The organism is Burkholderia sp. A2 (assembly GCF_001729305.1).
In the GTDB taxonomy this organism is placed as follows: domain Bacteria; phylum Pseudomonadota; class Gammaproteobacteria; order Burkholderiales; family Burkholderiaceae; genus Burkholderia; species Burkholderia sola.
The window spans coordinates 13,258-35,533 of sequence record NZ_LZXX01000087.1 but is presented as its reverse complement, the minus strand read 5'-3'; the positions used below and the strand labels follow the sequence as shown (position 1 = coordinate 35,533).

The following is a 22,276-nucleotide window of genomic DNA, read 5'->3' as shown; positions in this document are numbered from 1 at the left end:
TCCGCGTGACAGCGCCACGCTTGCTTACCCGCATCCCCGCGCCAGAAAGAAAAAGCCGCACGCCCGCCGAAGCGGACGTGCGGCCTTCGATCGCGGCCGAACCAGCGATCCGGCGATCCGGTCGACCACGCGGCGTCAGCCGAGCAGCGGACGCAACTCGGTGACGACCTTGAGCTTCGTGTCCGGCGCGCGGCCCTTGCGGGCGCGCTTGCCGATGTGCGGCGCGAGCCCGGCATACGACAGCGTGTCGTCCTGCACCTTGCCGCCACGGCCGGTGCCGATCAGCACGACGCCGGCCGGATCGATCGCCAGCGCCTGCACGAGCGTTTCCTTGTCGTCGAGCGCCATCAGGATCACGCCGCGCCCGCCGCCGGACAGCGTCTTCATCTCGTCCATCCCGAACACGAGCAAGCGCCCGCCGCTCGACAGGCACGCGACCTGCGTCGCGTTCGGCAGCACCGGCATCGGCGCGAGCGGCACCGCACCCGCGTCGATCGTCATGAACGACTTGCCGGCCTTCAGGCGGCTCACCATGTCCCCGACCTTCGCGAGGAAGCCGAAGCCGTTGCTCGACGCGAGCAGCAGTTGCTGGTCGGCCGGCGCCGCGTAGTAGTGCATCAGGTGCGAGCCCGATTCGAGCTCGATCAGCGACGTGACCGGCACGCCGTCGCCGCGCCCCCCCGGCAGCACGGACACGTCGACCGAATACACGCGGCCGCTGCTGCCCCATGCGATCAGGCGATCCGGCGTGCGGCACTGGAACGCGGCGTACAGGTGGTCGCCCGCCTTGAACGTGAAGCCGGCCGGGTCGAGCCCGTGACCTTTCATCGCGCGCACCCAGCCCTTCTGCGACACGACGACCGTCACCGGCTCGTCGACCACCTTCGCCTCGAACGTCGCGCGCTTTTCCTGCTGGATCAGCGTGCGGCGATCGTCGCCGTACTGCTTCGCGTCGGCCTCGATCTCCTTGATCATCAGCCGCTTCATCGCGCTTTCGTTCGCGAGCAGTTCCTCGAGCTTCGCCTTCTCGTCGCGCAACGCTTCGAGTTCCTTCTCGATCTTGATCTTCTCGAGCCGCGCGAGCTGGCGCAGCCGGATTTCGAGGATGTCCTCGGCCTGCCGCTCGCTGAGGCCGAACGCGCTCATCAGCGCGGCCTTCGGCTCGTCCGACTCGCGGATGATGCGGATCACCTCGTCGATGTTCAGGAAGACGATCATCCGCCCTTCGAGGATGTGGATGCGGTCGTCGACCTTCGCGAGACGATGGCGGCACCGGCGCGTCATCGTCAGCTGGCGGAACTTCACCCATTCGTCGAGGATCGTCAGCAGGCCCTTCTGGCCCGGCCGGCCGTCGGCGCCGATCATCACGAGATTCAGCGTCGCGTTCGATTCGAGGCTCGTGTATGCAAGCAGCGTGTTCACGAATTCCGTCTGGTCGATCGTGCGCGACTTCGGCTCGAACACGAGCCGCACCGCCGCTTCCTTGCCCGACTCGTCGCGCACCGCATCGAGCAGGTCGAGCATCGCCTTCTTCGTGTTCAACTGCTCGGGCGTCAGCGTCTTCTTGCCGAGCTTCAGCTTCGGGTTGGTCAGTTCCTCGATTTCCTCGAGCACTTTCTGACCCGACGTGCTCGGCGGCAGCTCGGTCACGACGAGCTGCCACTGGCCGCGCGCGAGATCCTCGATCTTCCATTTCGCGCGCACCTTCAGGCTGCCGCGGCCCGTTTCGTACGCCGCCGCGATTTCGGTGTCGCTCGAGATGATCTGGCCGCCGCCGGGGAAATCCGGGCCCGGAATCAGGTTCATCAGCTCGGCATGCGTGAGCTTCGGATTGCGGATCAGCGCGACCGCCGCGGCCGCGACTTCGCGCAGGTTGTGCGACGGGATTTCGGTGGCGAGGCCGACCGCGATGCCCGACGCGCCGTTCAGCAGCACGAACGGCATGCGGCTCGGCAGCGTCTTCGGCTCCTCGAACGAGCCGTCGTAGTTCGGCATGAAGTCGACCGTGCCCTGGTCGATCTCGTCGAGCAGCAGCTTCGCGATCGGCGTGAGGCGCGCTTCCGTGTAACGCATCGCCGCCGCGCCGTCGCCGTCGCGCGAGCCGAAGTTGCCCTGCCCGTCGATCAGCGGATAGCGCAGCGAGAAATCCTGCGCGAGACGCACGAGCGCGTCGTACGCCGACTGGTCGCCGTGCGGGTGGTATTTACCGAGCACGTCGCCGACCACGCGCGCCGATTTCACCGGCTTCGCGTCGGGCCCCAGGCCCATTTCGTTCATCGCGAACAGGATCCGGCGCTGCACCGGCTTCTGGCCGTCGCACACGTCGGGCAGCGCGCGGCTCTTCACGACGCTGACCGCGTAGCTGAGATACGCCTGTTCCGCATAGTTGCCGAGCGTCAGCGCGTCGCTCTCGGGCGCGTCGGGGCTGGCAAAGAGATCGGAAGTATTGTCGTCCATCTGAATTCCGTATTCGTAAGTGGCATGAGGCCGGGCCGGGCGTCATGCCCGGCCGCGCGGAAGCGGTGCACTAAATGTCCGCTTCGACGTCGTTGCCCTTTTCCTCGAGCCAGCCGCGCCGCGCGGCTGCCTCGCCCTTGCCCATCAGCATCGTCATCCGCGCGACGGTCGCCTCGTAGTCGAGTTCGCCGAGCTTCACCGGCATCAGGCGGCGCGTGTCGGGGTTCATCGTCGTGTCCCACAGCTGCTCGGCGCTCATTTCGCCAAGGCCCTTGAAGCGGCTGATGCTCCACTGCGTGTCGCGCACGCCGTCCTTGCGCAGCTTGTCGAGGATCGCCTCGAGCTCGCCGTCGTCGAGCGCGTAGAGCTTCTGCGCGGGCTTCTTGCCGCGCGCGGGCGCGTCGACACGAAACAGCGGCGGGCGCGCGACGTACACGTGGCCGCGCTCGATCAGCTGCGGGAAATGCTTGAAGAACAGCGTGAGCAGCAGCACCTGGATGTGCGAGCCGTCGACGTCCGCGTCCGACAGGATGCAGATCTTGCCGTAGCGCAGGTTCGACACGTCGACGGTATCGTCCGGGCTATGCGGATCGACGCCGATCGCGACCGAGATGTCGTGCACCTCGTTGTTCGCGAAGAGACGATCGCGTTCGGTTTCCCACGTGTTCAGCACCTTGCCGCGCAGCGGCAGGATCGCCTGGTATTCCTTGTCGCGGCCCATCTTCGCCGAGCCGCCCGCCGAGTCGCCCTCGACGAGGAACAGTTCGTTGCGCGCGATGTCTTCCGTCTCGCAATCGGTCAGCTTGCCCGGCAGCACCGCGACGCCCGAGCTCTTGCGCTTCTCGACCTTCTGGCCGGCGCGCGTACGCGCCTGCGCCTGCTTGATCACGAGTTCGGCGAGCTTCTTGCCGTGCTCGACGTGCTGGTTCAGCCACAGTTCGAGCGCCGGACGCGAGAACGACGACACGAGCTTCACCGCGTCGCGGCTGTTCAGCCGCTCCTTGATCTGCCCCTGGAACTGCGGATCGAGCACCTTCGCTGACAGCACGAACGACACGCGCGCGAACACGTCTTCCGCGAGCAGCTTCACGCCCTTCGGCTGCAGGTTGTGCAGTTCGACGAAGCTCTTCACCGCCTGGTAGAGGCCGTCGCGCAAGCCCGACTCGTGCGTGCCGCCGGCCGGCGTCGGGATCAGGTTCACGTACGACTCGCGCACGAGCGAGCCTTCCTCGCTCCATGCGACGACCCACGACGCGCCCTCGCCTTCGGCGAAGGTTTCGTCGGTCGAGCGCGAATCGGCGAAACGCTCGCCCTCGAACAGCGGAATCAACAGCTCGCTGCCGTTCATTTCGTCGAGCAGGTAGCCGCGCAGGCCGTCTTCATACTTCCACGCCTGGCGCTCGCCGGTCTTTTCGTTGACGAGCACGACCTCGACGCCCGGCAGCAGCACGGCCTTCGAGCGCAGCAGGCGCTGCAATTCGCCGAGCGGCAGGTTCGGCGAATCGAAGTATTTCGGATTCGGCCACACCTGCACGCGCGTGCCGGATTTCTTCTCGCCACGGCCCGCGCCTTGCGTGGACAGCGGCTTCACGACGTCGCCGTCGGCGAAGCCGAGTTCGGCGATCTTGCCGTCGCGCCATACCGTCACGTCGAGACGCGTTGCGAGCGCGTTCGTCACCGACACGCCGACCCCGTGCAGGCCGCCCGAGAACGTATACGCGCCGCCCGCGGCCTTGTCGAACTTGCCGCCCGCGTGCAGGCGCGTGAACACGATCTCGACGACCGGCACACCCTCTTCGGGGTGCATGCCGAACGGGATGCCGCGGCCGTCGTCTTCGACCGAGACCGACTGGTCGGCATGCAGCGTGACCGTGATCTGCTTGCCGTAGCCGCCGAGCGCCTCGTCGGACGCGTTGTCGATGACTTCCTGGATGATGTGCAGCGGATTCTCGGTACGGGTGTACATGCCGGGCCGCTGCTTGACCGGCTCGAGACCCTTGAGCACCTTGATCGATGCTTCGCTATAGGCCGCGCTGGGTTTCTTTGTTGACATAGGCGCTGAATTTCGTCATTCATCGGGACGTTGTCCACACCTCGTGTGGATAACGTCGTGGACAAAACGTTGAGTTCCGTAAAAAAGCGAATCGAAACAACGGTGTGCTTGGACTGCTCCGAAAGCGGGCGCGCGGCGTGTGCGGCGCGACCCTGGACGCGCGGTATTTTACTGGTTCCGCGTGGCGCGCCAATCGCGGGATCGGCGCGCACCGCGCGCGTCACACCGGCTTGCGCTTCGCCTCGAGCGTTTCCCACCGTTCGAGCGCGGCGAGCAGTTCGTCGTCGATCGCCGCGAACCGCTCGGTCAGGCGCGTGCCTTCCTGCGGATCCTTCGCGAAAATCGCGCCGTCCTCGAGCTGCGCATTGATCGCCTTCTGCTCCGCTTCGAGCGCGGCGATCTTCTCCGGCAGCGAATCGAGTTCGCGCTGCTCGTTGAACGACAGCTTCACCGTGCGCTGCGCGTTGCGGCCGGCCGCGCTCTTCGCCGGTTCGTCCTTCGCGGGCGCCGCTTCCTTGACCGCGCGCTTCGCCGCTTCCTGCTGCGCGAGCTGCTCCGAGCGCTCGCTCTGGATCTGCCAGTCGGTGAAGCCGCCGACGTATTCGCGCCACTTGCCGTCGCCCTCGGCCGCGATCACCGACGTCACGACGTTGTCGAGGAACGCGCGATCGTGGCTGACCAGCAGCACCGTGCCGTCGTAGTCGGCCAGCAGTTCTTCGAGCAGTTCGAGCGTCGGGATGTCGAGGTCGTTGGTCGGTTCGTCGAGCACCAGCACGTTGGCCGGGCGCGCGAACAGGCGCGCGAGCAGCAGCCGGTTGCGCTCGCCGCCCGACAGCGACTTCACCGGCGAACGCGCGCGTTCCGGCGCGAACAGGAAATCGCCGAGATAGCTCATCACGTGCTTGCGCACGCCGCCGATCTCGACCCATTCGCTGCCGGGGCTGATCGTGTCGGCCAGGCTCTTCTCCTGGTCGAGCTGCGCGCGCATCTGGTCGAAATACGCGACCTGCAGGTTCGTGCCGGTGCGCACCGTGCCTTCGTCGGGCTTCAGGTCGCCGAGGATCAGCTTCAGCAACGTGGTCTTGCCGGCGCCGTTCGGGCCGACGAAGCCGATCTTGTCGCCGCGCATGACCGTCGTCGAGAAGCGGTCGACCACCGTGCGGCCGCCGTAGCGCTTCGTCACGTCGGTCAGCTCCGCGACGATCTTGCCGGACTTCTCGCCCTGCGCGACGTCGAGCTTCACGTTGCCCTGCGCATTGCGGCGCTCCGCGCGTTCGTTGCGCATCTGCACGAGCCGCGCGATGCGGCCGACGCTGCGCGTGCGGCGCGCTTCGACGCCCTTGCGGATCCACACTTCTTCCTGCGCGAGCAGCTTGTCGAACTTCTCGTTCTCCACGCGTTCGACTTCGAGCTGCTGCGCCTTGCGCGTCTGGTACGCGGAGAAATTGCCCGGATACGACAGCAGCCGGCCGCGATCGAGCTCGACGATGCGCGTCGCGACGCGATCGAGGAACGCGCGATCGTGGGTGATGAACAGCAGGCCCGCGCGCTGCGCGACGAGCAGCTCTTCGAGCCAGCGGATGCCGTCGAAATCGAGGTGGTTGGTCGGTTCGTCGAGCAGCAGCACGTCGGGCTGCAGCACCAGCGCGCGCGCCAGCGCGACGCGCTTCTGCATCCCGCCCGACAGCGCGTCGACGCTGGCGTCGCCGTCCGTCAGGCCGATTTGCGCGAGCGTCATCGACACGCGCGTGCGCCAGTTCCACGCGTCGTGCGCATCGAGCGACGACTGCAGTGCGTTCATCCGCGCGAGCAGCGCATCGTGCTCGGCGCCTTCCGGGATCTCCGCGAGGCGGTGCGCGATCGAATCGTATTCTTCGAGCAGTTCGCGCGTATGCCCGAGCCCCGACGCGACCGCGTCGAACACCGTCGCGCCCGGCTCGAATTCGGGCTCCTGCGGCACGTAGACGGTCACAAGCTCCTGCTGGCGCGTGATCAGCCCGTCGTCGGGCTTCGCGAGATCGGCGACGATCTTCAGCAGCGACGACTTGCCCGCGCCGTTGCGGCCGATCAGGCCGACCCGCTCGCCGGCTTCCAGCGAGAAATCCGCGTGATCGAGCAACGCGACGTGACCGAACGCGAGCTGCGCGCCGGTAATGGAATAGAGCGACATGGGGAGACGGCGAAGAGAGAAATCGGAAGCGCCCATTGTACCGGGCGCGGAGGCCGGCATCGGCTCGGCTGGATGGACGGGTGCCGCGGAGCGCGCTTGATGGGCGCTGGCGCGGTATCGTGGGCGCGGTGTGGCCGACGCCCGGTTTTGGGACGCCGGCTACGGTTTGCGTGCCCGCATGAGCACGCGCATGCCGGCCGGATGCCCGCGGCCGGCCGATCGGCATATCCCGCGCGCGGCGCATCGGGCGCGGGCGCGGGATGCACGGTTATTTCACGTTGACCGTGATCGTCGAGCTCAGTTCGGGACCGTACGAACGGTGCGCGCCGTCACCGAGCTGCAGCGTCAGCGTGTGCTGGCCGGGCGGCAGCTTCACGTCGGTTTCGGTCTGGGCCTTGCCGAAATGCAGCGAACGTTCGCTCGCCGGGATCACGTCGCCCTTCGGCACCGGCTTGCCGTCGATCAGCAGGTGATGGTGACCGGTATCCGGGGTCATGTCGCCGGCCGGCTTCAGCGCCATGCCTTCGAGACCGAACTTCACGTGCACGGGATTCGACACCGTCGCGCCGTCCTGCGGCTCGACGAAGAACACACGCGCTTCGGCGCGCGCGAGCGTCGACACGGCCAGCGCCGCGACACAAACTGCACCCGCGATCCACTTTCTGTTGAGCATCGTTTCCTCCTTCAGATTGACAGGCTCACGAAGCATACACTGCATGCCCGACCGACGCGATGACGCTGGTTGTTCGCGATGCGTACGTTTAAAACGACGTTGCGCAGGCGTTCGGCGAAATTCCGGTAACATTGCGCCTTTCGTCCGCCGGCCACGCTGCGGACGGCATCGCCGAATTTTCATTATCCCGAGCGCAACATGAGCGAAGTAACCGAATACCAGAGCTGGGTCTGCCTGATTTGCGGGTGGGTCTACAACGAAGCGGAAGGACTGCCCGACGAAGGAATTCCGGCCGGCACCCGTTTCGCCGACATTCCCGCCGACTGGCGCTGCCCGCTGTGCGACGTGGGCAAGGAAGATTTCGTCGTCGTCGACTTCTGATTTTCTGTTTCGATCGCGGGTGATCTCGCGATAGCCGCGTCGCGGGTGCATTCCGCCCCGCCGACGCGCCGCGCGTTTGCTATACTCTGCGCGCTGTCCACACCGCCCGTCCGGTTCGCATTTTTTGCGCGATTGCCCGGACTTGGCTCTCCCCGTAGTTCAATGGATAGAACAAGCGCCTCCTAAGCGCTAGATACAGGTTCGATTCCTGTCGGGGGGACCAGCCAAGCCCCAAACCTCTCCCAAGATTCACAAGAAACTTCTCGCTCAAGCCCGTCTGGCGGCCTTCTCGCGCCCATCGTTGCCCAAGGTTGCTCAGTGACAGCCGGAGAAAGTGTTGGTATTTTTGTTGGTATCAGCAGATACCAACAATGCCTCTCACTGACATACAGGTGCGGAATGCGAAGGCCAGCGCGACTCCGTACAAACTCACGGACGGCAACGGGATGTTTTTGCTCGTCCAACCGAACGGCGCGAAGTACTGGCGCTTGTCCTACCGCTTCCTTGGCAAGCAGAAGACGCTCGCCCTCGGCGTCTATCCGGCCGTCACGCTTGCGACGGCACGGAAGAAGCGCGACGAGGCCCGCGAGCAGATCCCGGCCGGCATCGATCCGGGCGAGGCGAAGAAGCACGCAAGACGGGCCGCCGAGATCGCGGCGGCCAACTCGTTCGAAGCGGTAGCTCGCGAGTGGTTCGACTCTCAGCGTCCGGGCTGGAGCGACGGCTACGCGGAGAAGGTGCTGAATTCGCTTGAGGTCGACGTGTTTCCGAAGATCGGCCCTCGCCCGATCGCGGAGATCGACTCGCCGCAGATGCTCAGCATCGTTCGCGAGGTCGAGGCGCGCGGGGTGCGCGAGACGGCGAAGCGGATTCTCCAGCGCTCTCGCGCGGTCTTTCAATACGGAATCATGACCGGGCGATGCTCCAGGAATCCGGCGGCCGACATCGACGCGCAGACGGTCTTGAAGAAAGGTCCGGGCGTATAGCACATGGCACGCGTCAAGGCGACGGAGATCCCGCAGCTCATGCGCGACATTGACGCCTACCAAGGCGACCTAGTTACCCGGCTCGCGCTCCGCCTGATGGCGCTGACCTTCGTGCGGACAACGGAAATGATCCGTGCGGAATGGTCCGAGTTTGACGAAGCCGCCGCAGAATGGTGCGTGCCGCCGGAGCGTATGAAGATGCGCGATCCGCACATCGTTCCGCTATCGCGGCAAGCACTCGACGTGATCACCCAGCTCCGCGCGCTCAACGGCCAGCATCGATTCGTGTTCTACAGCGTGCAAGGCCGAAGCCACATTTCGAACAACACGATGCTCTATGCGCTCTATCGCATGGGCTACAAGTCGCGGATGACCGGGCACGGCTTTCGCGGGCTGGCGGCTACGGCTCTGCGTGAACTCGGCTTCGGTCGGGACGTTGTAGAGCGCCAGATGGCGCACGCCGAACGCAATCAAGTGACGGCGGCCTACGTCCACGCTGAATATCTGCCGGAGCGCAGAAGAATGATGCAAGTCTGGGGCGATCATCTCGACCGCCTTAAGCTAGGGGCCGAGGTCATCCAGCTCGCCTCGGCCGGTAGCAGGTGAACGCCGCAAAGACGGCTGCTGGTCGACGAACTATGCACGCCAGCACTATTGGCGATCTCACCGATCGCTCGGACTGGCGTTCAGAATGTTAGTCGATGTACGCAATCAACTCGTCCAGAGCCTGAATGCACTCGCTCACCCGATCTGCATTGACCTTCACCTGTTGTCCGTGCACTTCATAGTACCCTTGCTCCATCGATGAGAGCGGCCGCCCCAAGTGTGCAGAGACAACACCGGCAGTGTTGAAGTCGCGCAACGCAACAGCATATTCGTCTCGGAAGTCCGTCAGTGATTGGGGCGGGTTCGGCGTCTGCGTGAAGTAGATTGGATGGGTACTAAATGCGCTGAAGAGCGTATCGGCGGTGGCATCAGAAAGCGCCTTAAAGGCGGTTGCCGCGCCATCATACTGTGTCAATCGATTGCCGACGATTACGTGAATCTGCGGCACCGCCAAGCCATATCTTTGTGCCTGCGACGCATACGTCCACGTACCATAAATCGGGTGTGGAGGAGTCTGCCCGTGCAGCAGAATAAACATCGCATTCGTTGCGACCCGCGACGAATCATCTGCGTTCACCGGGGTGATAAGGCGCTGCGCTGCAGACACTGCCAACTCGGTATAGATCGAGAAGCTTGGATTCGTATCGATGAAGATCATCCACTCCTCGTCATCAGGCGCCGCAATGTTGTTAATGAAGTTCCAGAAAATCTGATGAACCCACTTCCACGGCTGCGTGGTCGGCGTGAGTGCTGGCGCTGCGGAAGCCGCCGAGATTGCGGGTGCCATGGGTTCTAGATTGCCGTCACCGCAGAGCAGAAAGACGTTGTCGGGCATCTGGTCGTTGTAATCCCGAGTCGTCACAACGAAGTCCCACGGGTCAGGCAGAGGAGCGCCTGCACCACCTGCGATCACGGCGCTGAGGTAGCCCACAACAGTCTTTGGGGTCGCCGCCATGCAAAGATCCAGCACATGTTGCTCCCCTTCGACACCTCCACCCAAGAGCATCATGCTCGAGTTCGACTGCGGACATAGATCGATGACCAACACATTCACATCTGGATGCTCTTCCGCATAACGCGAAGCGAGATGGAATGTAATGGTGCTCTTACCGACACCCCCCTTGTTGTTCCAAATCGCATAGCTTCTCAAAAGAGACATTTTTTCCCCTTTATCGTATTAGTTTCGTAAAAGACAGGACAAGTCTACAGCGGATTCTACCGGCTCAGCCCCGGCCGAAGTTCGATGCACCTGAATGGTCGGATTCGCCCGACTCCAGGCCGTTGCATCGCACCCTCGCACGCCCGAAATGGATCTCTGTTGCGTCGCTTTCGGTCAACATCTGCGAATACCAGCGAGAACTCGCATTGTCGGACTGGCGAGCAGGCGGCGTTAGATAGCGGCCTTCACCCCATGGTTATGCCCCCCCTTGCCGCGCACCTCCCACCAGCAAAACGGACAGGGCCTGCCATATGGCGGCCGATTGATTTGGCCCCTTATTATGTGCCCCCCCTATGTTTGCCGTCAGTAGAGAAAACACGCGGGTGTGAACCCCCGCGTGTTTGCCCTAGATGCAGGGTCCCCCGCTTTCCGGCCGGCCTGACACTTGCGGCCAGCGCAACAATGCCCGATCGGGGCGCATCGCGGCCCTCCCCTCGAAAACACGCTGTCGACGCCCCTCGAATCCCGGAGAGCCACGCCCCGCCTAGCTTCATGGTCGCTACATTCGGTCGACGTCTGTCCGCTCACTGCAAAACGAGTTGGAGATTTGGAGATAAACGCCTGAGTCGGCCGCGAAGCCTTGTAGGGTAAGGCTTCGGTAGCGTTAGCGCAGACCATCGGCCGGGGTTTGCTGAATTGCTCCTGAAGATGGAAGAAGGCGACGTATTGATCGTCACAAAGCTCGACCGCCTCGGCCGTAACGCAATGGACGTCCGCGCGACCGTTGAGATGTTGGCGAATCGCGGCATTCGGACTCATTGTCTTGCGCTTGGCGGCATCGACCTGACCAGTGCCCCAGGTCGAATGACGATGCAGGTACTGAACGCCGTGGCCGAATTTGAACGTGATTTGTTGATCGAACGAACGCAAGCCGGTATCGCGCGTGCCAGGGCTGAAGGAAAATCCATGGGTCGGCCATCTGCGCTGTCCAAGCCGCAGCAGGACGAGGTTCGCCAACAATTGAACGAAGGCGCAAGCGTGGCAAGCCTTGCAAAGCGATACAGCACAAGCCGTCAAACGATCATGCGCGTACGCGCTGCGCAATAAATGCCACGCCAACCAAAGTCACTTTGCGCGACGGAAGCTGCTCCGCAAGGCACGCCGGACGCCGGACGCCGGACGCCGGACGCCCAATACTTTAGGTTCTTCGCGGATTTCCATGGATGTCGCTGTCCGCCCCGAACAAGTCGCTCGACCTCGCCGCAAGCAGCCGTTCTAATCGAAAGAAACTCCCACACGCGGAGTGCTATACAAAGCGGAGGGAAAACTCGCCCCTCCTAACCAACCGCTCAATTCCCGTCATCACGCACAAGGACCCTATGATTATTATAATAATACTTAAAATCCACATCCTCCACTGGCGCCTCGATAAGCTCCGTCAATTTTGGCGTCACCGTAGCGTATTCTGTAATCCCATAGCTTCCAATATATATATCCTCAGTTTCACCAGCATCGCGCTCTGGGTTCCAAAAATTAACCCCTTCGAACCCAAATGGAAGAACGACTTTCAATATCTTAGCTTTATGTGCCGCCGGAAGCACGTGACTAAGTGCAACAATCCATTTTTCCGGACATTCCCCTCCCCCTCCAAACAACTCCGCAAGGGGTATCGAAGAGGCACGCAGTGCCTCTCGTATTTCTTTAAACTTCGGATGTAGCGCATTCAACCCGACACGCCACATCGCCCAATCTAGATCACCCTCACTTTCAGCATGCCCTCCTTGCGGCTGCGCTGCAGCCGACAAGCGAATCACCTGCGCCTCGATTTCCTCAAGCTTTCCATCAGAATGCGAACTCTTTCCAATTCTAAAAATCGACGCAGTCTTTTTACTCAGGTAATCCGAATAAAATGAGTCCTCCTGCAGCTCAGCCCGGAATTTTGTTTGCAAGACAAAAAGCGCAAAAAGAAATATTGGCACATTAACGATCGACGCGATTACAAGCACACCACTCTCCCAAGCATCCTTCCCGAAATTTGCCGCAGCCCCAAGAAACGTTGCATTGATCAGAATAAGCCCAATCAACCACGCAGCAAGCAGCTGCATTGGTTTCGTTATTTTATGTGGCTGAATATGCTGTTCATTCATTTTTATCTTTCCATTTCTTAAATCATCTAAAATGCATAAAGCATCATCAAAAACCTTAGCGGACGCATCAATCACTTACATTGCAGCAACGGCAGAGAAATGGCGCAAAAGACAATACTTGGAGCCTTGATTGTCGACAGCTTAAGCGAGCTTGTCGAATAGCCGTTCGTAGCCGAACGCCGACAGTCTGCCCGCCCCAAGAAATCCGCAAAGAACGATACTTTAGCCACCATCATCGACCGCTGCCGGGATTACCGGAATCGCCGACTGTCCCCGACTCATGCCAAGACTCAAATTCGTGGGAAGGTTCTCGATAGCGATGAGTTCAACGTTGTCAGTGATGATCCTATCGTCGCTCAGAACCGCGTACGAGGGATACCACTTGCTCGCTTCTTTATCGAATTCATACACGAGCTGTCGAGCTGCCGTACCGCGAGCTTTCAGTTTCACAATCAAGCGCGCAGCTTGGGCGGCCGCATCAGACAACGCATCATGCGCGGCGTAATGTTGGATTACGTCCTTACCCCGGAGCAGAAACGACACGTCACAGTCGTCTTGGTGCGATTGGATCGAGAGTATCGGATTACGACGTTCCGCAAGTCTATCTAACAACTTTCGAAGCCATGCGCGAAGCGCCGCATACGTGTCCTTGCCGGCCTCAGAAGCAATGGCGGTTACGAAAGGGTTCCAGACAAGTACCACGTAGGGAACACCGATCCGAATCAACTCATGTATTGAATCTGCAGCATTGTGCGAAAGCTGAGCGCGTGTGACGCGTAGTGGTGCGTCGCTTGTTGCACGCCTCAACCACTCTTCATCAACCTCCCTCGGGTCCGTTGCAAAGTCGATCCACGCGCTATCCGGTAATACCGGAAGCCGAGCCGGCGGTGGAGCAACATCCGCTGTATCAAGGCCCAGCCCGCGAAAGTCTAGTACATCGCCGCCCGCGTAGTATCCCAACACAGCCACGACGAACTTCCGTCCGTCCTCGGTTTCGAAGTTTGCGCTTTCGAGAATCTGCCCTTTTGGCCGACCGGGATCGTGGTTATGAAGCAACGCGTGCGGAGTACTGTTAATCCGAGCCACAAGAATCAGCGGATCGACGGGCACCACAAGCTCGCCGTCGTCACCGCGCACGTCAGACCAGATCACCGCCGGCAAGACCTTGCCGAATATCCCGTTCGAGTGGCGCGGAATCGCGTCGTCTACCCATTCGCGGGCCGCAGGTGTGTCCCAAAGGTCGGTCATGGCATTCCCCGTATCGGTTGTTCTTGACGCACAGCTAGGGCTTTGCATCGCTTCCATTCTATAGCGCCCGGTCGTGCTCAAGATGGCAGCAAGCGATAGCTGCAAATTCAGCAGCACGCAGTAGGCGGCGGCGCGGGGCGATTCTATGCGCGGCGTGTTCCAGACGGCGGAGCAGTTCGTCAAGAGACTGAATGAACACCGTCGGACCCGCCACCTGTCTCCAACATTGTCTCCAAGAAAATGAGTGTTTTGGAGATACACTTGGAGATAGCCGCAGCCTTGCCAGACAAGGCTGCCAAGCCGAAAAGAGTGCTTGTCTCCAAATCTCCAAAGATTTTTGCTTCGAGCGGCGCGGCCGCGGTTACTTTTCACATCCGCTCCCGCCAATCGAGGGTACATGCGGATGCCTGTTGGTATTTTTGTTGGTATCTATTGAATTACTACGCCAGCAAACCGCCTCCGCCCTAGAGATATGAATCCTGTCGGGGACCAGCGATACCCCATCCCAGCCCTACGCGACAAATCTCTTCGCCGAGTTGGCGTAAATTTGGCGTAGCAGCGAATTGCTTCCACTTCCCTCCTGATCCACGAAGCCCAAAGGGCAAGCCCTGCCGGTATCGTATGATGTATATCGATCGGAATCGGAGAGCAAGTCGCATGGCGTCAGTGACTATCGATATAGGGTCTGGGAAGCGAGCCACGTTGTCTAACAACGGTGAAGTAAGTCGATCCGCGGAACAGCGGGCAGCCGTCTCAGAATTGATGCTCCATTGGCCGAAATACTCCGGACTACTGACAGGGGCCGTTGGCTATCTCCGAGACTTGGGACTAGCCGGGTCACTCTCCGGCGATCCCGTAGCCGCGCTCCGGTCCGCCATAGAGGACGGGAGAGTGTCCGTATCAATCGATCGTCCAACCGCCCGTGGCGGGGCGGCTGGAGGCTCGCCCTCAACCCCGCCTTTCCCCAAGGCTAGTAGGCTCGCCAGCGTGCCGGCGTCGGCTGGACTACCTATAGATAAGCCGCTACCTTCTTGGGCCACGCCTAGCGACGTATCGGCCGGCGAACTGATGAGCTATCTGCAAAGCGTTGTCGGAATCGGCGGCGCTGGCGGTACCGCTAAATTCGCAGGAGGTGCGAATTTCACTGACTCCGCCTCCCTCAGTGACGCGTCTCCGTTCGATTATTCAGCGGACACCTTGGGCGACGCGGTTCAAGTTGCAGGAATCGACCGAGGCGATATGATGGCCTGCGACATCATCAAAGCCGAATGCAAAGGCTCAGTGCTCCGTGAGTTTCCGGGGCAGTATTTGAATTCGACGCTCAACGAGATTCAAGGCGACGCGAGCGACGGTATCAAAGAGGCGCGTAAGGCGCTCAAGCTGCTCAACGACAATCGATTCAAGAAATAGGTACCCGATATGACCACCAATACACTGTTTGATCTGCTCGACAGGCTCGATTCCTCGAAAATTCACTACACCCTGAGCCGAAATCGACCCGATACCGTCTTGGTCTCGGTTACCGTGGTTGGGATGCGAGTCGAAATAGATGTGTTCCGAGACGGGCATACGGAGGTTTGCATTTTTCGGGGTACGGAAGAGCCTACCGACGATGCCAATGCGCTGGACCAGATTATCGAGGCGAATCGAGACTGATTCTTATCGAGCTCTATTTGGCGAGCCTATCACCGACATACCGACAGTGCCGAATCTAATCGCCGCAGGGCAGCCTGATATAAAAAAATTCTGAGCATAACGTTCGAGCCCATCTCAAGGGATGACAACGGCAATCCCCTTCGTCAACAACCTACGCTACGGTGCTTATCGAGCGCTTACCGGCAAATTGGTGCAGACCGATGATATGCGACGAGTGATTCGGTCTCTCCAGGACAGCATCAATAAGGGCTTAGATTACGTGCCAGCAGCCGCGGTAATACGTTAAGTCGTCGACCAAGTTACCGAATTGGTCGGCGCGGCAGGCGCAGAAGCGATCGTCCGCAAGCTTGTTGATGAGCTACGCGACATGATGACATGTCGATCTGCGCCCGCTTCTTGAATAACGCTCCGCGCGGCATTGGGCCGCTCGTCGACTGTTACGCCTGTCAGTTGACGAGACTGATGCCGATCGCAAGCGTACTCGCAACAGCAAGCATTGCGCTTATCCAACCACAGGCTTGACCGGCGATATTAACTTTCCTTCCGGCGGTGAGAGGGTCGAACGCGCGGTCAATCTTCTTGGAGAGGTCGTACACCTCCGTCATCCGCGATTTGACTTCGTTGAGCCTCCTGTCAAGGCTCAACCTAACGAGGTACATGTTGAGAATTGCCAAAGCAACACCGAGCCCGTATCCGAGCAATATAGCAGCGCCGATCCACTTCGGCTGCTGCAGCCTCGTGCCAGCTAATAAAGTTGCTGCGCCTGCGAGGCCCGCCGCATTCAACACGACGAGATGCTTGACCGTCTCAAGATCCCATGCAGAGGACAACTGGGCCAAGCGCTCCCACCATTGCTCGAGCGACGAACGCGCGGCACGCCGGAGTGCAAGTTCTCTCGCCTGCGCGTCCCCTGCAAGATCATTTCTGGCGTCCATCGCTTAGGCCTCTTTGTCCGGTCTTGATACCCGAGAGAATATCGGATCGATGGCATCGCAAGATGCTCGGGCCCAAGCCAGCCATTGTCCGATGCAATCGAAACTGCATGGTGATGAAGTCAAATGCGTTCCCTGATGAGGTTGATCACCTGGACGGCGTACCCAGCGACCGCCAATCCGCCGTCAGGCTCGACGAGCTGCCGTTCCATCATCGGCAAGCACAGACGACGCTATGCCCGTCGCGCAAGCGTGATTGCGCGCTCAGGACACGCCGTCACGCAAAACCCGCATGATCTGCACGCGTCCGCATTCGGCGTGTACGCGACCTTCATTCCATGCACGCGCAGTTTCAACCGACGCATCAAACCAAGATCGAGGTAATCGACCTGATCGATGCGTCGGATCTCGAACACGTCTTCAGGGCAAACGGTCACGCAATCCCCCTTCCCTTCGCAACGTTTCAGATCGACGACCGGCGCGATCACGCCCGCCTTCTGCTTGCAGTCGGCCGTTGATTTCTCGCGCATGTTCACTCCTCGGTAGGCCGCTTGCCACCCGATCGCCATGCGGCCCGGAATTGCTCGCGCTCTTCGGGCGTCATGGCTTCCCACTTGCGCCAGTGGCGCCGGCCGTGCCAGCCACGGTGTCCGCGGAATCCGCCGAACAGAATCCGGCTCAACACGAGCAAGCCCAGCGCATGGGCGAAATCAATCGTCCGGGCGCCGACGAATAAGCCCGGCATCACCCAATTCCAAAGCATCATGACGACCCATCCGAGCACGCCGATGGCAACCACCACGAGCAGCGCTTTGCCCGCACATCTGATTCGAAAATTCATCCGTCGACTCCTCTAGATATCCAGTTCGTCATAAATGGGCTGCAGTCGCGCACGCAGATGCAGGACCGCATAGCGTTTGCGCGCGAGCAGCGTATTGAGCGCGACGCCGCTTTGCGCGGCCATCTCCTTGAAGGACGCCCCTTCCAACTCGTGCGCGATAAAAACCTCACGCTGATTCGCCGGCAATTCGTCGAGCGCATCCTGCAACGCCTTGAGCAACAGCGTGCGAGCGTAGAGCGCTTCAGGGCCGGCATCGTGCGACGGTAGCGCGAGGTCGAGGCGATACTCGCTGTCCGCGTCGTCGTCGGCATCGAGCAGATCGGCCAGCGGCTGCTCCTTCTTCTTGCGAAAACGATCGATGATGCGGTTGCGCGCCGTACGGAACAGCCACGCGCTCGCCTGTTCGATTGGCGCGGGCAGCCGATAAGCCTGCACGAATTCGTGAAGCACATCCTGCAGAACGTCCTCGGCATCGTCCGGGTCGCGGATCCGGCGCCGAATGAAGTTCCCTAGCCTCGTTCGTTCACGCATCACTGTCGCAGTGATGTCGCGGTCTGGGTCGGTCATCGTTTGCGAAGTGGGTGGCGGTTCCATGCGTCTGAAGACGTATCAGGCGCGCGAATATTGTGGGGGGATGTGAAAATTTTGCGGCGGTACGCGTCCGCTTCACTGCGTTGCAGGCGTTTCAAGGAACAGGCCCGATATGGCATCGGGGCTGCCGCCACACGAATCGATTGACTCCCGGCATCAACCCGAAGTACACTTCGCGCCGCGGGGTGGAGCAGTCTGGCAGCTCGTCGGGCTCATAACCCGAAGGTCGTAGGTTCAAATCCTACCCCCGCAACCAAATGCCGAAGCCCGCTTTGCGAAAGCAAGCGGGCTTTTTGCTGTCCGCAGGATGTTGCCGCGCATGCGGCGCAGCACACGAAGATGGGTAATCGCCCGTTCACCGCGACGTGCGACACGCGATCGCACCTCGTCCGTTCTCCGCCGACATGCAGCGAACACTGCGTAGAATTCGAACCTTCTTCGGTTCAGCATACGGACTTCTCGAATGATTCGAACGATCGCGGCGCTCGCCGCGCTTTCAGCGATGACAGCCACGACCAATGCCGCCGACACCGGCACGGCCCCTGCCAAGCAACGCTACGTCAGCCCGGGCATCGCCAACGTCACCGCTTCGGCAGCCCCACGCGCGGAAAGCACCTCCGCCGACGCGCGGTGCCGGGAACTGGCCGCCGGCATCGATGCGCTCACGCACTCGCCCGATCGCGGCCACCGAGTCGTGCGCGGGATGGGCCCGGACGGCAAGCCGCGCAACGAACTGCACGCCTACGACAAACGGGCCGATCTGGAAACCGAGTACCTGCGCCTCGGCTGCCAGTAACGAACCACGACGAGCGATGAACGCACCGTTACCCGGCCCACTCACGCCGGGCATCGGTCTTTACGCGTTCGCGCCGCCGTCGATCGTCAATCCGGTGCCGTTGATCGACCGCCCTTCCGGCCCGACGACGAATGCCACGAGCGCGGCCACGTCATCGGCCTTGCCGTACTGCTGAATCGCCATCCGCGAACGTTGCGCATCGGCATGCTCGCCATCGGCGGGGTTCATATCGGTATCGGTGGAACCCGGATGCACGATGTTGACCGTGATGCCGCGCGAGCCGAGATCGCGCGCGAGCCCCTGCGTCCAGCCGATCAACGCGGCTTTGCTCGCCGCATAGAGGCTCATCCCCGCATCGGGCACGCGCGTCGCGAGGCAGCTGCCGGTCGACACGATGCGCCCGCCTTCCCCGAGATGCCGCGCCGCCGCCTGCGACGCGACGATCACCGCGCGCACGTTCACGTTCAGCGTCGCGTCGATATCGTCGAGCGTGAGGTCGTCCAGCGCGCCGGCCCGGAAAATCCCCGCGTTGTTGACGAGAATGTCGAGGCCGCCGAACGTCTCCGCAGCGCGATCAACCGCGTTGCGCACGGCGACGGGATCGGCGCTATCGGCCTGGATCGCAATGGCGCGACGGCCCAGCGCCTCGATGCCGGCGACGACGGCCTGCGCCCGCTCGGCCGATTTTTCATACGTGATCGCGACGTCCGCGCCATCGGCCGCCAGCCGTTTCGCGATCGCCGCGCCGATGCCGCGGCTGCCGCCCGTGATGAGTGCACGTTTGCCCTGAAGTCGATTCATGTCGATTCCTTTCCTCATTTATGTAACGACCGACACATAATGTGGGAAGTTGCGCCTCACAGTCAATTGATTTATTTTATCGATCGATACAGATATCGACGAAGGGACGGACGCAATGGCTGAACGAGGCCGACCGAGAAGCTTCGACAAGGAAGCGGCGTTGGATCGCGCGATGGAGGTGTTCTGGCGTCTCGGCTACGAAGGCGCGTCGATGACGGACCTGACGGCCGCGATGGGCATCGCATCGCCGAGCCTGTATGCGGCCTTCGGCAGCAAGGAAGCGTTGTTCCGGCAAGCGCTCGAGCATTACCGCGCAACCGAGGGGCGAGAAATCTGGGGCGGTGTCGAACGGGCAGCCAGCGCGCGCGACGCCGTGCAGAGCTACCTGATGGATACCGCACGCGTGTTCACGCGGCGCTCGAAGCCGGCCGGCTGCCTGATCGTGCTGTCGGCGCTGCATCCGGCCGAGCGTTCCGATATGGTCCGGCAAACGCTGATCGCGATGCGCGAGGGTACGGTCGACGCGCTGAGAGAACGCCTCGCGCAAGGCGTCGCGAACGGTGAAATATCGGCGCACGCGAACGTCGACGCAATCGCACGCTACTACGTGACGGTTCAGCAGGGCATGTCGATCCAGGCGCGCGACGGCGCGAGCCGCCGCGATCTGGAGGCCGTCGCGCAAGCCGCGCTGGCCGCATGGCCGGCGCTCGTCGGCACGAGCAGCGCGGCCCGTGGGTAGCGGCACGACGCCGCGGAGAGATTACTGCTTCACGGCTTGCTGCACGTCCTTCGACGCATGCCACACGCGATAGCGCACGTCGAAGCCGTCGGGTACATACACGACGAGCGGCAGGCGGCTGTTGTAGCGCAGCAATTGACCGTCACTGCGCACCTGCACGAACCGTTGCTGCGGCGCCTGGCCCGGGCACGCCATCAGCGTCGATGCCGGCCCCTTCACGTCGGTGAGCCGGTAGTACGTATAGCCCCAGCCCTTCACATCCTCGGCAGTCAGCTCACCGCCGAACCACTGCTGGTTGCAGTCGGTCTGCAGCGTCTTGCCGATCATCAGCTCGACGCGCGCATGACCCTCGTTCTCGAGCGCCGGCAGCGCGATCACGACGCGCTGCTGGCCGGTCGCTGCCTGCGGAAACATCTTGATCGACTCGGCCGACACGGCGGGCGCGGAGGCCGGCGCGGCCGCGCATGCGGCGGCCGTTGTCATGCAGAAGGCGGCCAGCGCGGCCCGGATCGCGAATTTCATCGATGTGCTCCTGAAAAACAAATGAGCCCCGGATGCTAACACTTTCGTCACAGGACCTTACGAGGCTGTAATTTGGCGACACAATTGCAAACAGCCGGCAATCGCGGGGCGCGGTACTTATAGCGGAACCAACGGAGAACATCATGCTGAAGCTCATTGCTGCCGCCGGCGTCGCCACCCTGCTGGCCGGCTGCGTCGTTGCCCCGGACGCCGGATACGGCTACGGGCAGCCTTACTATTCCGATCCCGGCTATGCGTACGCCCCGTCTCCCGTGTACGGCACGGTCAACATCTGGGGCGGTGGCGGCGGACGCGACTGGGATCGCGGCCGGCGCGACTACCATCGCTGGGACGGCGATCGCGGCAACCGCGGGAACGGCTGGGGACGCGGCGGCGGACACCGCGGCGACTGGAACGGCGGCGGTGGCGGCGGCGGTCATCGCCACTGACGCGCAATTGCAACCGTTTGTATCCGCGCACGGCCCGCCGAAGGCCGGCGGCGCATCACTCCGGCCGACGAACCGGCCGCACAAAAAGGCAAAGGCCCGCGCATCGGCGCCGCACGTGCTCGCGCGCGGGCACCGCCGCTTACCAGCCGGCGGGCCGCGCGTAACCGCCCTGCACCGGCGCACCGCACACGTACGCGCGCTGATAGCGGTCGTAGCAATAGTTCGGGCCGTCGTCCTGGTACTGCGCCTGCTGATAGGTCGGGTAGGCAGGCTGCTGGTACGCGGGCGCCTGGTAGTACGTCGGCGGTTGATAGGCCGGTGCCTGGTACACGGGCGCCTGATACGCGACAGGCGGATTCATCGCGGACGTCACGATCGCGCCCAGCACCGCGCCGCCGATCAATGCGCCGATGACGGCGCCGCCGTCGCGGCCATGCGCGGACGCCGGGCCCGCGACCGCGAGCGAACCGGCAAGGACACACACTGCGGCAATCTTTTTCATGATGGACTCCCACGCGAAGTGGTACTGGATGCGATGCATTGTGGCGGGAGGCGGCCGTAATAGATGCAGCAAGTGGTAACGCGCGATTACCGGTATCGCTCGCGCCGAAACGCGTCGTCGCCGTGCTACGATTTTCGGCAGACAGGAGACGCCTTCATGCAGCCCGACACTGCCCGCCGCTTCGATACCGAATTCGCGCCGCGCATCGCGCAGGCGATCGCCGCATTCTTCGCCGATCACGTTCAGACCGACGTCGTCCCCTATGGCGGGCACGGGCATCCGACGCGCGTGCAGATCCGCAGCGCGCCACACGAGCACGTGAGCGGCTTCGCGCATCCGCTGAATCTCGAACTGACCTGGGACACCGACGAAATCGAGCGGCTGATGGAACCGGACGGCCCGCAGCGCTTCGAGCACTACCTCGCCGCGTTGCCGAAAAAGCTCGGCGCATGGGAGAGCGCACGCGACATCGATCTCGCGTCGCGCACGCAGGCCGACCCGCTCGTGCGGCTCGGCGGCCTCGACTTCGAAGGCTGAATGCGCGCGCCAGCCGGCCATCGCGCGGCT

21 protein-coding genes, 2 tRNA genes and 2 pseudogenes are annotated in these 22,276 nt (G+C 62.2%); 11 read left to right on the top strand and 14 right to left on the bottom strand.

Translation table 11 applies throughout. The features are described 5' to 3' along the window. Positions 1-135 precede the first annotated feature (135 nt). From parC to A9Z05_RS10715, 4 genes are all read right to left on the bottom strand, one after another. Entirely contained in the window at positions 136-2,457 is a 2,322-nt protein-coding gene (parC, locus tag A9Z05_RS10730; RefSeq protein WP_069618082.1) for a DNA topoisomerase IV subunit A, read from the bottom strand. A 70-nt stretch (positions 2,458-2,527) separates the two neighbouring features. Then, a complete protein-coding gene (gene parE / locus A9Z05_RS10725; RefSeq protein WP_069618081.1) occupies positions 2,528-4,510 on the bottom strand; it encodes a DNA topoisomerase IV subunit B in 1,983 nt (660 codons plus the stop codon). 220 nt (positions 4,511-4,730) lie between these two features. Continuing rightward, complete coding sequence (locus tag A9Z05_RS10720) at positions 4,731-6,716, bottom strand: ATP-binding cassette domain-containing protein (protein WP_176730195.1); 1,986 nt, start codon at positions 6,714-6,716, stop codon at positions 4,731-4,733. A 232-nt stretch (positions 6,717-6,948) separates the two neighbouring features. Further along, positions 6,949-7,353: a DUF4399 domain-containing protein gene (locus tag A9Z05_RS10715; protein WP_069618079.1), complete on the bottom strand. Its 405-nt coding sequence runs from the start codon at positions 7,351-7,353 to the stop codon at positions 6,949-6,951. Positions 7,354-7,551: 198 nt separating this feature from the next. Here A9Z05_RS10715 and A9Z05_RS10710 point away from each other — a divergent pair, with 198 nt between their 5' ends. The 3 genes and pseudogenes from A9Z05_RS10710 to A9Z05_RS34495 all read left to right on the top strand — a co-directional run bounded on the left by A9Z05_RS10710 (position 7,552) and on the right by A9Z05_RS34495 (position 9,326). Then, the gene (locus tag A9Z05_RS10710) at positions 7,552-7,734 is read left to right on the top strand and encodes a rubredoxin (protein ID WP_006478164.1); all 183 of its coding nucleotides are present in this window, start codon (positions 7,552-7,554) and stop codon (positions 7,732-7,734) included. A 148-nt stretch (positions 7,735-7,882) separates the two neighbouring features. Continuing rightward, a tRNA-Arg gene (locus A9Z05_RS10705) sits at positions 7,883-7,957 on the top strand. 148 nt (positions 7,958-8,105) lie between these two features. Continuing rightward, positions 8,106-9,326 (top strand): annotated as a pseudogene (locus A9Z05_RS34495) (tyrosine-type recombinase/integrase). 88 nt (positions 9,327-9,414) lie between these two features. On the opposite strand, the gene A9Z05_RS10690 reads toward A9Z05_RS34495, so the two are convergent. Beyond that, complete coding sequence (locus tag A9Z05_RS10690; RefSeq protein ID WP_176730194.1) at positions 9,415-10,485, bottom strand: ParA family protein; 1,071 nt, start codon at positions 10,483-10,485, stop codon at positions 9,415-9,417. A 657-nt stretch (positions 10,486-11,142) separates the two neighbouring features. Between A9Z05_RS10690 and A9Z05_RS10685 the strand changes: the two are divergent. Next, positions 11,143-11,592 (top strand): annotated as a pseudogene (locus A9Z05_RS10685) (recombinase family protein); the annotation flags it as partial. Positions 11,593-11,834: 242 nt separating this feature from the next. Here A9Z05_RS10685 and A9Z05_RS36090 read toward each other — a convergent pair. Both A9Z05_RS36090 and A9Z05_RS10680 read right to left on the bottom strand, forming a co-directional pair. After that, complete coding sequence (locus tag A9Z05_RS36090; RefSeq protein ID WP_141723402.1) at positions 11,835-12,707, bottom strand: hypothetical protein; 873 nt, start codon at positions 12,705-12,707, stop codon at positions 11,835-11,837. Positions 12,708-12,854: 147 nt separating this feature from the next. After that, on the bottom strand, positions 12,855-13,880 hold the full coding sequence (locus A9Z05_RS10680; RefSeq protein WP_069618076.1) for a hypothetical protein: 1,026 nt from the start codon (positions 13,878-13,880) through the stop codon (positions 12,855-12,857). A gap of 1,068 nt (positions 13,881-14,948) precedes the next feature. Here A9Z05_RS10680 and A9Z05_RS36880 point away from each other — a divergent pair. Continuing rightward, positions 14,949-15,290 carry a hypothetical protein gene (locus tag A9Z05_RS36880; RefSeq protein ID WP_176730193.1) on the top strand — a complete coding sequence of 114 codons (342 nt, stop codon included), beginning with the start codon at positions 14,949-14,951 and terminating at the stop codon, positions 15,288-15,290. Positions 15,291-15,299: 9 nt separating this feature from the next. Next, positions 15,300-15,536 carry a hypothetical protein gene (locus A9Z05_RS10675; protein WP_069618075.1) on the top strand — a complete coding sequence of 79 codons (237 nt, stop codon included), beginning with the start codon at positions 15,300-15,302 and terminating at the stop codon, positions 15,534-15,536. A gap of 446 nt (positions 15,537-15,982) precedes the next feature. Here the strand turns inward: A9Z05_RS10675 and A9Z05_RS10670 are convergent, their stop codons facing one another. From A9Z05_RS10670 to A9Z05_RS10655, 4 genes are all read right to left on the bottom strand, one after another. Continuing rightward, positions 15,983-16,471, bottom strand: coding sequence for a hypothetical protein (locus A9Z05_RS10670; RefSeq protein ID WP_069618074.1), 489 nt, complete (start codon positions 16,469-16,471; stop codon positions 15,983-15,985). Positions 16,472-16,701: 230 nt separating this feature from the next. Next, entirely contained in the window at positions 16,702-16,998 is a 297-nt protein-coding gene (locus A9Z05_RS10665) for a 4Fe-4S binding protein (protein WP_069618073.1), read from the bottom strand. Between the two features lie 2 nt (positions 16,999-17,000). Next, on the bottom strand, positions 17,001-17,309 hold the full coding sequence (locus A9Z05_RS10660; protein WP_069618072.1) for a hypothetical protein: 309 nt from the start codon (positions 17,307-17,309) through the stop codon (positions 17,001-17,003). A 12-nt stretch (positions 17,310-17,321) separates the two neighbouring features. Next, positions 17,322-17,903, bottom strand: coding sequence for an RNA polymerase sigma factor (locus A9Z05_RS10655; protein WP_176730192.1), 582 nt, complete (start codon positions 17,901-17,903; stop codon positions 17,322-17,324). A gap of 176 nt (positions 17,904-18,079) precedes the next feature. Here A9Z05_RS10655 and A9Z05_RS10650 point away from each other — a divergent pair. Next, positions 18,080-18,156, top strand: a tRNA-Met gene (locus A9Z05_RS10650). Between the two features lie 207 nt (positions 18,157-18,363). Beyond that, positions 18,364-18,696 carry a hypothetical protein gene (locus A9Z05_RS10645; protein WP_069618070.1) on the top strand — a complete coding sequence of 111 codons (333 nt, stop codon included), beginning with the start codon at positions 18,364-18,366 and terminating at the stop codon, positions 18,694-18,696. Between the two features lie 60 nt (positions 18,697-18,756). Here the strand turns inward: A9Z05_RS10645 and A9Z05_RS10640 are convergent, their stop codons facing one another. Next, positions 18,757-19,497: an SDR family NAD(P)-dependent oxidoreductase gene (locus A9Z05_RS10640; protein WP_069618069.1), complete on the bottom strand. Its 741-nt coding sequence runs from the start codon at positions 19,495-19,497 to the stop codon at positions 18,757-18,759. 115 nt (positions 19,498-19,612) lie between these two features. On the opposite strand from A9Z05_RS10640, the gene A9Z05_RS10635 reads away from it, so the two are divergent. After that, a complete protein-coding gene (locus A9Z05_RS10635; RefSeq protein WP_069618068.1) occupies positions 19,613-20,236 on the top strand; it encodes a TetR/AcrR family transcriptional regulator in 624 nt (207 codons plus the stop codon). Between the two features lie 21 nt (positions 20,237-20,257). On the opposite strand, the gene eco is transcribed toward A9Z05_RS10635, so the two are convergent. Beyond that, a complete protein-coding gene (eco, locus tag A9Z05_RS10630; protein ID WP_069618067.1) occupies positions 20,258-20,758 on the bottom strand; it encodes a serine protease inhibitor ecotin in 501 nt (166 codons plus the stop codon). A 143-nt stretch (positions 20,759-20,901) separates the two neighbouring features. Between eco and A9Z05_RS10625 the strand changes: the two genes are divergently transcribed. Then, on the top strand, positions 20,902-21,207 hold the full coding sequence (locus A9Z05_RS10625; protein ID WP_069618066.1) for a hypothetical protein: 306 nt from the start codon (positions 20,902-20,904) through the stop codon (positions 21,205-21,207). 139 nt (positions 21,208-21,346) lie between these two features. On the opposite strand, the gene A9Z05_RS10620 is transcribed toward A9Z05_RS10625, so the two are convergent. Then, complete coding sequence (locus A9Z05_RS10620) at positions 21,347-21,748, bottom strand: hypothetical protein (protein WP_069618065.1); 402 nt, start codon at positions 21,746-21,748, stop codon at positions 21,347-21,349. A gap of 117 nt (positions 21,749-21,865) precedes the next feature. Between A9Z05_RS10620 and A9Z05_RS10615 the strand changes: the two genes are divergently transcribed. Further along, on the top strand, positions 21,866-22,246 hold the full coding sequence (locus tag A9Z05_RS10615) for a DUF5594 family protein (protein ID WP_069618064.1): 381 nt from the start codon (positions 21,866-21,868) through the stop codon (positions 22,244-22,246). Positions 22,247-22,276 lie beyond the last annotated feature (30 nt).

Excerpts from the sequence above, each read along its gene's own strand:
- A9Z05_RS10715 (WP_069618079.1), bottom strand. The coding sequence starts at position 7,353 with ATGCTCAACAGAAAGTGGATCGCGGGTGCAGTTTGTGTCGCGGCGCTG.
- A9Z05_RS10645 (WP_069618070.1), top strand. The coding sequence starts at position 18,364 with ATGATTCGAACGATCGCGGCGCTCGCCGCGCTTTCAGCGATGACAGCC.
- parC (WP_069618082.1), bottom strand. The coding sequence starts at position 2,457 with ATGGACGACAATACTTCCGATCTCTTTGCCAGCCCCGACGCGCCCGAG.
- A9Z05_RS10690 (WP_176730194.1), bottom strand. The coding sequence starts at position 10,485 with ATGTCTCTTTTGAGAAGCTATGCGATTTGGAACAACAAGGGGGGTGTC.
- A9Z05_RS10680 (WP_069618076.1), bottom strand. The coding sequence starts at position 13,880 with ATGACCGACCTTTGGGACACACCTGCGGCCCGCGAATGGGTAGACGAC.
- A9Z05_RS10660 (WP_069618072.1), bottom strand. The coding sequence starts at position 17,309 with ATGAATTTTCGAATCAGATGTGCGGGCAAAGCGCTGCTCGTGGTGGTT.
- A9Z05_RS10635 (WP_069618068.1), top strand. The coding sequence starts at position 19,613 with ATGGCTGAACGAGGCCGACCGAGAAGCTTCGACAAGGAAGCGGCGTTG.
- A9Z05_RS10710 (WP_006478164.1), top strand. The coding sequence starts at position 7,552 with ATGAGCGAAGTAACCGAATACCAGAGCTGGGTCTGCCTGATTTGCGGG.
- A9Z05_RS10625 (WP_069618066.1), top strand. The coding sequence starts at position 20,902 with ATGCTGAAGCTCATTGCTGCCGCCGGCGTCGCCACCCTGCTGGCCGGC.
- parE (WP_069618081.1), bottom strand. The coding sequence starts at position 4,510 with ATGTCAACAAAGAAACCCAGCGCGGCCTATAGCGAAGCATCGATCAAG.
- A9Z05_RS10655 (WP_176730192.1), bottom strand. The coding sequence starts at position 17,903 with ATGGAACCGCCACCCACTTCGCAAACGATGACCGACCCAGACCGCGAC.
- A9Z05_RS10675 (WP_069618075.1), top strand. The coding sequence starts at position 15,300 with ATGACCACCAATACACTGTTTGATCTGCTCGACAGGCTCGATTCCTCG.
- eco (WP_069618067.1), bottom strand. The coding sequence starts at position 20,758 with ATGAAATTCGCGATCCGGGCCGCGCTGGCCGCCTTCTGCATGACAACG.
- A9Z05_RS10720 (WP_176730195.1), bottom strand. The coding sequence starts at position 6,716 with ATGGGCGCTTCCGATTTCTCTCTTCGCCGTCTCCCCATGTCGCTCTAT.
- A9Z05_RS10640 (WP_069618069.1), bottom strand. The coding sequence starts at position 19,497 with ATGAATCGACTTCAGGGCAAACGTGCACTCATCACGGGCGGCAGCCGC.
- A9Z05_RS36880 (WP_176730193.1), top strand. The coding sequence starts at position 14,949 with ATGAGCTATCTGCAAAGCGTTGTCGGAATCGGCGGCGCTGGCGGTACC.
- A9Z05_RS10670 (WP_069618074.1), bottom strand. The coding sequence starts at position 16,471 with ATGGACGCCAGAAATGATCTTGCAGGGGACGCGCAGGCGAGAGAACTT.
- A9Z05_RS10665 (WP_069618073.1), bottom strand. The coding sequence starts at position 16,998 with ATGCGCGAGAAATCAACGGCCGACTGCAAGCAGAAGGCGGGCGTGATC.
- A9Z05_RS10620 (WP_069618065.1), bottom strand. The coding sequence starts at position 21,748 with ATGCATCGCATCCAGTACCACTTCGCGTGGGAGTCCATCATGAAAAAG.
- A9Z05_RS10615 (WP_069618064.1), top strand. The coding sequence starts at position 21,866 with ATGCAGCCCGACACTGCCCGCCGCTTCGATACCGAATTCGCGCCGCGC.